The sequence below is a fragment of the Micromonospora aridisoli genome, from assembly GCF_056150025.1.
In genome coordinates, this window is record NZ_JAXCFK010000006.1 from 19,365 (window position 1) to 31,059 (window position 11,695).

General features: G+C 71.0%; 11 protein-coding genes and 1 tRNA gene. 8 read left to right on the forward strand and 4 right to left on the reverse strand.

Annotated features, from left to right (window positions below; translation table 11 throughout):
• Positions 1–3: 3 nt before the first annotated feature.
• The 5 genes from SM447_RS14480 (at position 4) to SM447_RS14500 (ending at position 4,392) form a co-directional block, all read left to right on the forward strand.
• Positions 4–957: a UTP--glucose-1-phosphate uridylyltransferase gene (locus SM447_RS14480; RefSeq protein WP_474573310.1), complete on the forward strand. Its 954-nt coding sequence runs from the start codon at positions 4–6 to the stop codon at positions 955–957.
• Complete coding sequence (locus SM447_RS14485) at positions 954–2,267, forward strand: molybdopterin molybdotransferase MoeA (protein WP_474573311.1); 1,314 nt, start codon at positions 954–956, stop codon at positions 2,265–2,267. Before SM447_RS14480 ends, SM447_RS14485 begins: the two co-directional genes overlap by 4 nt.
• A gap of 60 nt (positions 2,268–2,327) precedes the next feature.
• Positions 2,328–2,936, forward strand: coding sequence for a GNAT family N-acetyltransferase (locus tag SM447_RS14490; protein ID WP_474573591.1), 609 nt, complete (start codon positions 2,328–2,330; stop codon positions 2,934–2,936).
• Positions 2,937–3,114: 178 nt separating this feature from the next.
• Positions 3,115–4,035 carry a divisome protein SepX/GlpR gene (locus SM447_RS14495; RefSeq protein WP_474573312.1) on the forward strand — a complete coding sequence of 307 codons (921 nt, stop codon included), beginning with the start codon at positions 3,115–3,117 and terminating at the stop codon, positions 4,033–4,035.
• Positions 4,036–4,318: 283 nt separating this feature from the next.
• Positions 4,319–4,392 (forward strand) — tRNA-Ala (locus SM447_RS14500).
• Positions 4,393–4,582: 190 nt separating this feature from the next.
• On the opposite strand, the gene SM447_RS14505 is transcribed toward SM447_RS14500, so the two are convergent.
• Positions 4,583–5,278 carry a proteasome protein gene (locus tag SM447_RS14505; protein ID WP_474573313.1) on the reverse strand — a complete coding sequence of 232 codons (696 nt, stop codon included), beginning with the start codon at positions 5,276–5,278 and terminating at the stop codon, positions 4,583–4,585.
• 149 nt (positions 5,279–5,427) lie between these two features.
• Between SM447_RS14505 and SM447_RS14510 the strand changes: the two genes are divergently transcribed.
• Positions 5,428–5,739 carry a hypothetical protein gene (locus SM447_RS14510; RefSeq protein ID WP_474573314.1) on the forward strand — a complete coding sequence of 104 codons (312 nt, stop codon included), beginning with the start codon at positions 5,428–5,430 and terminating at the stop codon, positions 5,737–5,739.
• Between the two features lie 150 nt (positions 5,740–5,889).
• On the opposite strand, the gene SM447_RS14515 is transcribed toward SM447_RS14510, so the two are convergent.
• From SM447_RS14515 to SM447_RS14525, 3 genes are read right to left on the reverse strand one after another with little or no spacing between them, the layout of a single operon-like run.
• Positions 5,890–7,392 carry an NAD(P)/FAD-dependent oxidoreductase gene (locus SM447_RS14515; protein WP_474573315.1) on the reverse strand — a complete coding sequence of 501 codons (1,503 nt, stop codon included), beginning with the start codon at positions 7,390–7,392 and terminating at the stop codon, positions 5,890–5,892.
• A gap of 57 nt (positions 7,393–7,449) precedes the next feature.
• On the reverse strand, positions 7,450–8,022 hold the full coding sequence (locus SM447_RS14520; protein ID WP_474573316.1) for a hypothetical protein: 573 nt from the start codon (positions 8,020–8,022) through the stop codon (positions 7,450–7,452).
• An 18-nt stretch (positions 8,023–8,040) separates the two neighbouring features.
• Positions 8,041–9,189, reverse strand: coding sequence for a zinc-dependent alcohol dehydrogenase (locus SM447_RS14525; RefSeq protein ID WP_474573317.1), 1,149 nt, complete (start codon positions 9,187–9,189; stop codon positions 8,041–8,043).
• Positions 9,190–9,404: 215 nt separating this feature from the next.
• On the opposite strand from SM447_RS14525, the gene SM447_RS14530 reads away from it, so the two are divergent.
• Both SM447_RS14530 and SM447_RS14535 read left to right on the forward strand, forming a co-directional pair.
• A complete protein-coding gene (locus tag SM447_RS14530; RefSeq protein WP_474573318.1) occupies positions 9,405–9,971 on the forward strand; it encodes a hemerythrin domain-containing protein in 567 nt (188 codons plus the stop codon).
• Positions 9,972–10,207: 236 nt separating this feature from the next.
• Complete coding sequence (locus SM447_RS14535; RefSeq protein WP_474573319.1) at positions 10,208–11,656, forward strand: family 43 glycosylhydrolase; 1,449 nt, start codon at positions 10,208–10,210, stop codon at positions 11,654–11,656.
• Positions 11,657–11,695: the final 39 nt, after the last annotated feature.

The window sequence follows — 11,695 nt, forward strand, 5'->3', positions numbered from 1 at the left end:
GACATGTCGGAGCACTCAGCGAACCCCTCAACGGCCGCCGCCACCGGCCGTCCCCGTGCCGTCAAGGCCGTCATCCCGGCCGCCGGCCTGGCGACCCGGTTCCTGCCGGCCACCAAGGCGGTACCCAAGGAACTGCTGCCGGTCGTCGACCGTCCGGTGTTGCAGTACATCGTCGAGGAGGCCGCCCAGGCCGGCATCGGCGACGTGCTGCTCATCACCGGCCGGGGCAAGACGTCGATGGTGGACCACTTCGACCGTCGCCCCGACCTGGAGGAACGGCTCGCGGAGAAGCCCGACCTGCTCGCCGCCGTCAAGCGGACCGAGGAACTGGCCTCCATCTACACCTGCCGTCAGCCGGAGCAACTCGGGCTCGGCCACGCGGTCGGGTACGCCGAGTCGCACGTCGGCGACCAGCCGTTCGCGGTGCTGCTCGGCGACGAATTCGTCAATCTCGCGGAGCCGCTGCTGCCGGCCATGCTGGAGCTTCAGGCGCGTACGGGCGGTGTGGTGCTCGCCTTCTTCGAGGTCGACCCGGCGGAGACGAAGCGGTACGGGATCGCCTCGGTCGAGCCGGCCGAGTCCGAGCTGACCGACATCGGCGAGGTCGTCAAGGTGACCGGCATGGTGGAGAAGCCGAAGCCGGAGGACGCGCCGAGCAACCTGGCCGTGCTCGGGCGGTACGTACTGCCCGGCAGCATCTTCGACGCCATCCGCCGGACCAAGCCGGGCAGCGGTGGGGAGATCCAGCTGACCGACGCGATGGAGATCCTGCGTACCGAGGGCACACCCGTGCACGCGATCGTCTACCGCGGCATCCGCTACGACACCGGTATGCCCCTGGGCTACCTGCAGACCGTGGTTCAGATCGCCGCCGAACGCGAGGATCTCGGCGGTGAGTTCCGCAAGTGGCTGGCCGAGTTCGTCAACTCCGACGCGTCGGGCGGTCCGAATACATGACCGCGACGGCCGACGCCGAGGCGGCCGAAAACGGGTTGACGCCGCTCGCCGACTACCTGGGCAGCGTGCTGCGCAGGTTGCGCGCGCTGCCTCCGCTCGACCTCGACCTCACCCAGGCGTACGGCAACGTCCTCGCCGAGGACGTCGTCGCACCGCACTCGTTCCCGGCCTTCGACCAGGCGGCCGTGGACGGGTACGCCGCGCGCTGGGAGGACATCTCAGGCGGTGGCCGGGGCGTGGGTTACGTCCCGGCCCAGGCCAGCCGGCCGGGCGGTCGCACCGTACGGCTCAACGTCGTCGGTGACCTCGGTGCGGCGAGCTGGCGACCGGTACGGCTCACCCCGGGTTCGTGCTTCTCGGTCGCTGCCGGCGCGCCCCTGCCCATCGCCGCCGACGTGGTCGTTCCCGTGGAGTGGACCGACCAGGGCATGGCGGCGGTGGAGATCTTCCGGGTGCCGAAACGGGGCTACGGGGTACGCCGGACCGGCGAGGAGGTGGCCGCGGGCGCCCTGCTCGCCCGCTCCGGCACCTACGTGTCACCGGCACTGGTGGCGGTGCTGGCGGCCACCGGCATCGGTCACGTGGTGGTCCGCCCGAGCCCCCGGGTGGTCATCGTGGCCACCGGCGACGAACTGGTCGACGTGGGTCGGGGCAGCCAGCCCGGCCAGGTCGTCGACGCCAACTCGCACGCCCTGACGGCCGCGGCGGCGGAGGCGGGTGCGCTGGCGTACCGGGTGGGCATCTGCGACGACGATCCGGAGGGGCTGCGCGGGCTGCTGGAGGACCAGACCCTGCGCGCCGACCTGATCATCACGACCGGCGGCACCGGCACCGGGCCGGGGGACATGGTCCGCCGGATCCTGTCCCGGCGGGAGGGAAGCCGGGCCGGCCCGGTCACCTTCACCGACGTGGCGCTCTATCCGGGCACCGCCCTCGGCTTCGGCACCGTCGGCGCCGAGGAGGTGCCGGTCGTCTGCCTGCCCGGCGACCCAGGTGCCGCGATGATCGGCTTCGAGGTGCTGGCCCGGCCCGCGATCAACCTGCTGGCCGGCGCCGAACCGGTGTTTCGCCCCAGCGTACGGGCGCATCTGCTGGAGACCGTCTCCTCGCCCGCCGGGTTACGGGAGTTCCGGCCGGCACACGTCGCCGAGCGGCGCGGTGGGGGTTACACTGTGCAGCCGCTCAACGGCGGCCCGTTCACGCTCTCCGGCCTGGCCGAGGCGAACGGCCTTCTCGTTCTCGGTGAGCGGGTGACCGCCGCCGCCGCCGGCTCCACCGTGGACGTGTTGCTGCTGGACCGTCGCAGGTGACTGGTGGTGACGCTCGGGAGTGGAGGTTCGGTGTTCCGACGGGCGCCTGGCTGGCCGGCGGTGCTCTCCGACGGTCCGGTGCTGCTGCGGCCGTACCGGCGGTCGGACGCGGCGGCCTGGTCGCAGGTGCGCCGCGCCAACCGTGACTGGCTCGCTCCCTGGGAGTCGTCGGTACCCGGTGACTGGGACGACCTGAACTCGCCGGCCACCTTCCGCTGGGTCTATCGGGACCAACGACGCTCGGCACGGACGGGCGAAGGGATGCCGTTCGCGGTCTGTCTTCACGAGGACGGTGTGGAGCGGTTCGTCGGCCACATCAACGTGGGCAACATCGTGCGCCGCGCGTTCTGCTCCGGATACGTCGGCTACTGGGTGGACCGTCGGGTCGCTGGCCGGGGTGTCATTCCCACCGCGTTGGCGCTGGCGGTCGACCACGCGTTCGGTCCCGGCGGACTACATCGGATCGAGGTCAACATCCGCCCCGAGAACCGTCCGTCGCGCCGGGTGGTGGAGAAGCTCGGCTTCCGCGAGGAGGCGTACCACGCGCGCTACATGCACATCGACGGCGCCTGGCGCGACCACATCGGATACGCGATGACCAGCGAGGAGATCGCTGCCGAAGGTGGCCTGCTGGCCCGCTGGCACCGGCTGCGCGCCCGCACCCCGTGAGCCGTCCCACGTGCGGGATCGGCGCGGCGCGGCGGTTCCGGCGACGGTGACCCGTAACCTCAGGTAACTGCAAGCTGCGGCAGGCGCTGCCCGCCCCGCATGATTCACGTCGCCGACGCCGATCGGTGAAAGATCCTGCGGCCGGTCGGCGCTTGCTCCGAATCTGGTGACGGGAGGGGTGAGGGTGCCGACCTCGGTGCTCCTCGCCGTCCTCGCCGCCGCCGGGCTGCTCGCCCTCGCTCCGGCGCTGGTCCGCCGGTACGACGCCGCCGAGCGGCTGGTGGCGGAGCGGGCGCAGTCGACGGCGCGGGTGCTCCAGCGCCGCCGACGGCGGCGCACTGTCCCCGGCCGGCGCCCGGTCAACCCCTCCCGCGCTCTGGTTATCACTCTCAGCGAGGACACCGGCTCGGGAGAACTGGCCGCCCCGGTCTCCGGCCCGCCGGCTCTGCGCCGCTCGGTCCCTCCCACGCCGCGCCGGTCGGCCGACACGGCCGGATCGCCGCGTTCAGGGGCCGCCGGTGAGTCAGGATCGGACTCCTCCCGTGCGACGGGCGAGCGGCCGTTGCCACGCCGCTCCGGCCGGCCGAGCCGGTTGCGTGCCGTACCGGAGGGTCGGGGTCGACCGCGCCGCCGCCCCGACCGGCGGCACCACCACACTCCCGCCATCTACCGCCGTCGTCGGGTGCTCGCCGCGCTGGTGCTGCTCAACGCCGTCGAGTTGATCGGCGTGCTGGTTGTCGGCCCCGGATTCTGGATCAGCTTCGGCGTCACCGCCACCCTGCTGATCGTGTACGTCGTACATCTGCGGGCCCGCGCGGTGGCCGACCGCCGGCGACGCCGCGCCGCAGCTCGCGAGGCCGCGTGGCTAGCCGCCCGCCAGGCCGAGGTGCGCCGGGAACAGGCCCGTCGGGCAGCGGCTCGCCGCGAGGCGCAGCGCCGCCTGGCAGCCCAGCGGGAGTCCGTGCGGCGCAGCGCGATGGGCCTGGACCGCCCCGCCGACCTGCCGCAGGCCGCCAACGGCGGCTCGGTTTCCTACCGCCGAGCCGGCGGCCTACGCGGCCGCCCCTACGAGACCGGCCCCGGCTCCCACACCGCCTGACGCCGCTCGTCGCGCCGGGGCTGCGCTCCGCGCCGGTGGGTGCGCTCCGGCTCCGCGCCGGGTGGGATGAGGCGCTCGGGCTCCGCGCCGGGGGGACGAGGCGACAAGTTCGGGGAAAGTGCTGCCTCAGCCGGTCTGGTGGCAGCAACATCGGGGAAACTGCGCGGATCTTGCTGGGGCCGGCGCGGCGGGGTGGTTCGCGGCGGAAGCGCTCGACCTGTTAGCCTTGTCGCCGGCCCGCCCGGTGACAGCCGGGTGGGACCGACGCCGGTAGACCGGCGGAGGGGCTGTGGCGCAGACCGGTAGCGCACCTCGTTCGCATCGAGGGGGTCAGGGGTTCAAATCCCCTCAGCTCCACCCAGCTCAAAGGCCGTTTCCCGTGATGGGAGACGGCCTTTTTCGATCTTGTGCAGCAGGTTGAGTCGCCTCTTCCTGGCGTTCCTCTCCGAATTTCGTCTGGCCAGGGAGGCAAGCGCGCCGGGTCTCGGCGCGATGGTCGACGGCGACGGTGCCGGCAAGGCGGATCGGACGGGAGCAGCCGGCGTCGTCAGTCGAACAGCCGGTCGAGCGCTTCCTGTTCGAGGTCGCGCCAGCGCTGGGAGTCCTTCAGCGCCTTGGCGATCTCCTTATCGTCGAGGTGGTGGGCACCCTCCTCGCGGATGCACGCGACGCTGAACGGCCCACCGACCGACGGCGAGGTCCGATCCAGCGCCTCCAGCACCCGTACCACGCCCACCACGCCGTACTCGACGGTGCGCGTGGTCATCCGGAAGTGGGACAGTAGCGCGCCGGCCTGCTGGGCCATGGGCGCGCCGGAGCCGACGGCGTGGAAGCCCACGTCCTCGTAGCGGCCGATGAGCCCGTTGGGGTTGATCTCCACGATCCACGGCCCGCCCTGGCTGTAGCCGGCCGCGAGCAGGTACGCCGACACCCCGCCGCCGTCGTCCTCGCCGGGTACGTCCGGGATGTAGCTCTCGTAGTGCTTCTTGAAGACGGGCAGGACGCGCTCCCGCAACTCGTCGCCGATGTCGGGTGCTTCGAGGATGGCGGTGGCCGAGTCCTGGAGGAGGGGGCGCAGGTCGTTGAGTACTCCCCGCGCGCCGCTGCCGCCCCAGGCGGCGCAGGAGCCCAGCGGGTGCAGCTTCTGGGCGGGGAAGCTCAGACCGCGGTCGCTGTCGGTGATCTGGGAGTCCGCGCCGATCACCACCCCGTCGCTGCAGACGACGGCGAGTACGACGGTCATGGCGTCCTCCTGGGCAGGGGTACGGGGGTTGGGCGCGAGGTACCCGGCATCCCGCCTGCCTACACCCCGACCGGTGCCGCAACCCCCATCGAGGAGAACTCGGTCCTGGCGGGGGAGTGCGCGAGAACGGCCGTGGGTAGACAACGGCCATGACGACGAGCAAGGACGCGATTCTGGTAGGTGGCCCGAGCGACGACACGCTGGTCACGGGGGACGGTGCCGGCCTGGTCGAGGTGCAGATCGATGGCCTGATCCACCGCTACATCCGTACCACCGAGCAGCGGCAGCGTGACGGTGCCGCGCTGACGGTCTACAACTACGACGGCGCGGTGGCACCGGAGGGCGGCGAGTCGGGTTCGGAGAACGCGAGCGAGCGTGCGGCCTCCCCGCTGGCCTCCGGTCTGGCCACCGACCTGCCATCCGACGAGCCCGGCGAGGCGTCGCGGGCCACCGGAGCGTGAGTTCTGGGCCGGTCGAGGCCCGCGGGTGATTTGTAAGCCGGTCGTTCGACAGCGGCGATGATCGTGACGAGTCACGGTCATCGCCGTTGCCGGGCGCGGGGCCGATCGGGCGGGGCGGCACCGCCGAGCCGGCGTACGCGACAGCGACGGTCAGCCCTCGGCCTGCTCCGGGGCGCCACGGCGGGCGGCTGCGGGGCCCGGTACCGCTGCGGGCGCGGGTTGCTCCGGCGCAACCCGTTGCTCAGGCGCGACGCCCTCTGCGCCCACGGAGCCGGCCGGCCGGGCGGGGGCCGGAATCTGTTGGTCCGCTGCCCCGGTGCCCTGCCGCAGGGCGGTGCGGGCCAGCACCTGTTGCAGGGTGACGGTCCGCTCAGAGCGGCCCCGCCCGATGAAGCTGACGAACCAGTGCAGGACGGCCGTGACCCGGTTCTTGAAGCCGACCAGGTACAGCAGGTGTACGGCGAGCCAGAGCAGCCACCCGGTGAAGCCGGCCAGCCGCAGCCGCCCGACGGTGGCCACCGCCGAGAAGCGCGAGATGGTGGCCATGCTGCCCTTGTCGCGGTACCGGAAGGGCTGACGCGCCGGTTCGCCGCGCACCTGTCGGATGATCTGCCGGGCCGCGTGCTGCCCGCCCTGGATCGCCACCTGGGCGACGCCCGGCAGCCGGTCCAGCGCCATCAGGTCGCCGATGACGAACACCTCCGGGTACCCGGGGAGGGTGCAGTCGGGCTCGACCTTGACCCGGCCGGCACGGTCGGTCTCGGCGCCCGCTGCGGCAGCCAGGCGCGCGCCCAGCGGGGATCCCGACACCCCGGCCGCCCAGATCTTCGTCATGCATGCGATCCGGCTCCGCTGACCGTCGCGGTCGACCAGATCGATGCCGGTGTCGTCCACCCCCACCACGGTCGTGCCGAGCGTCACCTCGATGCCGAGGCGGCGCAACTGTCGCAGTGCCTTGGTCGACAGTTGTTCGCCGAACGTGCCGAGTACGGAGTCGGCCGCGTCCAGCAGCACGATTCGTGCCGTGCGCGGGTCGATCCGCCGGAACTCGCCCGGCAGGGTCCGGTGCGCCAGCTCGGCGATCTGCCCGGCCATCTCCACGCCGGTCGGTCCGGCACCGACCACGACGAACGTCATCCACCGTTCGATCGCCGCCGGGTCGGACTCCAGCTCCGCCAGCTCGAACGCCCCGAAGATCCGCCCGCGCAGTTCGAGCGCGTCGTCGATGCTCTTCATGCCGGGCGCGTGTTCGGCGAACTCGTCGTGACCGAAGTACGACTGTGCCGCGCCGGCCGCGACGATCAGGCTGTCGTACTCCGTGCTGAAGGTGGTCAGCGGAGCGTTCGCGGTGACGGTGCGGTGTTCCAGGTCGATGTCGGTGACCTCACCGAGCAGGACCTCGACGTTGCGCTGTCGGCGCAGGATCTCACGGGTCGCCGGTGCCACCTCGCCGGGCGAGAGGATGCCGGTGGCGACCTGGTAGAGCAGCGGTTGGAACAGGTGGTGGGTGGTGCGCGCGACCATGGTGACGTCCACCGGCGCGCGGCGCAGTGCCTTGGCCGCGAACAGACCGCCGAAGCCGGAGCCGACGATCACCACCCGGTGCCGCCGCTGTCCGGTCTCCGCGCCGTTCGCGGTCCTGCTGTCCTTCACTGCGTCCTCCGTCCGGTTGACCTGCGCCATCGGCACGACCCGTGAGCCGTGCCCGGCCTAGCCGCGGCGTCTGGTGATCTTCCTGACGGCGGCGAACGCGATTCCCCCGGCCAGCAGCCACGGTGCCGCCACGATGATCGGGTCGAGCGGGTGGTGCGCCCGGTCGGCGCGCCGCCCACGGGTACGCGAGGCGAGTCCGTGATGAGAGAACTCGCTGAGCACTCCGGTCTGGGTGATCGGGTTGTCGGGCCGCCCGCTCAGGAACGACCGGAAGACGCTCTCGGCGGTGTCCACCCGGTCGGCGGCCAGCAGGAGCAGCCAGTGCGCGGCCCGTCCCTCGCTGTAGGTGCGGTAGGCGTACCTGCGGATCACCCCGGAGAGCCCTCTGGGCGGGCAGGACGTGCCGAAGACCGGGGTGAGGAACTTGTGCTCGATCGACCTCTCCCGGGGCCATTTCTCGGGCTGCCGTTCCGGGAACTGCCACCGCGCGCCGTTGAGGTTCGGGTCGAACTTCTCCCGCGGCACCGAGGGGCGGTCCTTCGGGTCCAGGTCGGCACCCCACCCGGGGATGCGGGCGCGTAGCTCGTCACTGGAGTGGGCCAGGGGCGGTTTGTCGGGCGTGTACGGCATCTCCGGCTCCCGGTCTGGTCAGGCGGCGTTCGGGACGATCAGCGGCTTGATGCATCCATCGAGCTTGGCGGAGAAGATGTGGTAGGCCTCCGCGATGTGCTCCAGCGGGATCCGGTGGGTCACGATGTCGCTGGGTTTGAGGTAGCCGTTGCGGATGTGCTCGAACAGGCGAGGCCACTGTCGCTTCACCGGGCACTGGTTCATTCTCAGGGTCAGCCCCTTGTTCATCGCGTCGCCGAACTTCACCGCGCTGAACATCGGCCCGTACGCGCCCATCACCGAGACGGTGCCGCCTTTGCGTACCGAGTCGATCGCCCAGTTGAGGGCGACCGGCGAGCCTCCCTGCAACTTCAGCTTCGCGGCGGTCACGTGCTGGAGGAAGTTTCCGTCGGCCTCGGCGCCGACCGCGTCGATGGCCACGTCGGCACCGAGGTGGTCGGTGATCTTCTTGAGATGCACGACGATGTCGCCGTACTCGGCGAAGTTGTACGTCTCGGCGTGGGCGAACGAGGCCGCCTTCGCCAGGCGGTAGTCGAGATGGTCGATGACGATGACCCGACCGGCTCCCATGAACCACGCCGACTTCGCGGCGTACAGGCCCACCGGCCCGGCGCCGAACACCACCACGACGTCGCCTTCGACGATCTCACCGAGCTGCGCCCCGAAGTATCCGGTGGCGAGTGCGTCGGTGAGCAGGACGGCGTCGTCGTCGTCCATCCATTCGGGAATGATGCTCGGACCGACGTCGGCGAAGGGCACGCGGACGTACTCGGCCTGGCCGCCGTCGTAGCCGCCGCAGGTGTGGGAGTAGCCGTAGATGCCGCCCACCGCCGTCGCGTTCGGGTTGACGTTGTGGCAGTTGCTGAACAGGCCCCGGGCGCAGTAGAAGCACGAGCCGCAGAAGACGTTGAAGGGTACCATCACCCGGTCGTTCGGTTTGACGTTCTGGACCGACGGGCCCACCTCGTCGACCACGCCGATGAACTCGTGGCCGAAGGTCGTCCCGACCCGGGTGTCGGGCATCATCCCGTGGTAGAGGTGCAGGTCCGAGCCGCAGATCGCGGCGCGCGTAACCCGTACGATCGCATCATTGGGGTGTTCGATCGACGGGCGGTCCTTTTCCTCCACCCGGATCCGGTACGGGCCGCGATAGACCATTGCTCGCATCAAGCTGCCTCCTGGGCCAGTGCGCTGATGGACCACTCAAATCCCTGGCCCTCGGCAGCCTGATACCCCCGGGATCCACCCGAAAACTGCGCCTTCGCCCCTGAACCGCGCGGTGGTTCGTCGCCAACCAGCTCGAGTGGGCGGGAGTGATCACCTCTGCGAGGGGTAGGAGGCATCCGCCCGAAGGGGGCGAAGCGGCGACGTGTGGAGGAAACATGACCGACAGCAAGATGAACGGCGACGTGGTCGACGTCCTGATCAGCGATCACCGCGACATCGTCGCCCTGGTCGGTGAGATCAAGTCGGTGACCGATCCGATGATCCGGCGGGACCTGACCGACACGGTCATCAGTGAGCTGGTACGGCACGCCGTCGCGGAGGAGATGTACGTGTACCCGGCGATGCGCAAGCACCTGGCGGACGGTGAGAACGCCGTCCGGCACGACATCGAGGAGCACGACGAACTCGAGCGGACCATGAAGCGGCTCGAGGCGCTCGACGTGTCCGATGCCGAGTTCGACGACGCCCTGCGACGCCTGGAGAACCTGCTGGCGGACCACGTGCGGGACGAGGAGACGGAGCAGTTCCCCGAGTTGCGCCGCAGGGTGCCCCGCGAGGAGTTGGTGGAGCTGGCCGGCAAGGTGGAGACGGCCAAGAAGCTGGCGCCGACGCGACCTCACCCAGGCGCACCGAACAGCGAACTGTTTCACAAGCTGGTCGGCCCCGGGGTGGGCATGGTGGATCGGCTGCGGGACAAGATGACCGGGCGCGCTACTCGCTGAGGGCAACGGTCAGCGCCGCCGGGCGGACGGCGACCTCGCCTACGCGGGTCTCCGCCGTCCGGCGGCCGGCTCCGACGCGGCCGGTCGACATAGATGCGCGTCTGTTGACAGCGGGAGAATGTTAACGCTATCAATGAGGCCAGGCGAGTGCCTTCGGCTGGCGGGCCCCGGTCTGGTGCCACCACGGGTCCGCCGTACGGATGACCCGGTTTCCGGGCGGCGAGAGGGCGGTAACCATGGCGCGTGCACGGCTCCGTGTCAGCAGAGGTGCGGCCGCGCTCGCCGCGCTGGTCATGGCGGCGACGGCCGTGCTGGTGGCGCCGGCCGCCCCGGCGCGGGCCGCCGCCGTCACCTTCACCAACCCGATCGCCGAGCAGCGCGCCGACCCGCATGTTCACCGGCACACCGACGGCTACTACTACCTCACCGCGACGGTGCCGGAGTACGACCGCATCGTGCTGCGTCGCGCCACCACCCTCCAGGGCCTCGCGACCGCGACCGAGCGGGTGATCTGGCGTCGTCACAGCAGCGGCGAGATGGGCGCGCACATCTGGGCCCCGGAGATCCATTTCATCGACGGCCGGTGGTACATCTACTTCGCCGCCGGGCGCACCGACGACATCTGGGCCATCCGGCCGTACGTGCTGGAGAGCAGCGCCGCGAACCCGCTCGACGGGCCGTGGGTCGAGCGGGGCCAGCTTCAGCCCGCCCGCAGCAGCTTCTCCCTCGACGCCACCACCTTCGTGCACAACGGCCAGCGCTACCTGGCCTGGGCGGAGTACGCCGGCAGCAACTCGAACATCTACCTGGCTCGGGCGGTCAACCCGTGGACGTACGCGGGCACCCCGACCCTGATCGCCACCCCCACATACGCCTGGGAGACCCGGGGGTACCGGGTGAACGAGGGGCCGGCGGTGCTGATCCGCAACGGGCGGGTGTTCATGACCTACTCGGCGAGCGCCACCGACGCCAGTTACGCCGTCGGGCTGCTCACCGCCTCGGCGAACAGCGACCTGCTGAACCCGGCGTCGTGGAGCAAGCGGGCCACGCCGGTGCTGGCCAGCGACAGCCGGACCGGCCAGTACGGTCCCGGGCACAACTCGTTCACCGTCGCGGAGGACGGCAGCGACGTGATCGTCTACCACTCCCGCAACTACGAGCGGTATCTCGGCAACGGCTACGACCCGCTGAACGACCCCAACCGGCGTACCCGGATCCAGCGGGTCTACTGGAACGCCGACGGCACGCCGAACTTCGGGGTACCGGTGCCGGACGGTCTGACGCCGGTCCGGCTGCGCTCGCACGACCTGCCGGAACGCTACCTTCGGCACTGGGAGTTCCGGGTCCGGCTGGAGCCCAACGTCACCAACCTGGCCGACTCGCAGTTCCGGATCGTCGCCGGGCTGTCCAACGCATCGGCGATCTCGTTGGAGTCGACCAACTACCCCGGCTACTACCTGCGACACCGCAACCATCAGCTCTGGGTGGAGCGCACCGACGGGTCGAACCTGTTCCGGCAGGACGCCACGTTCACCCGCCGAGCCGGCCTCGCGGACCCGGCGAAGATGTCGTTGGAGTCGGTCAACTTCCCCGGCCAGTACGTCCGACACCGCGACGGGCTGCTCTTCCTGGAAGCCGTATCGGACGTGGCGGGGCGGGCGTCGGCCACCTTCGCCCTGGAGTAGACGGTCGCGGCCGCGCCGGACCGGACTGTCGGAGGGCGT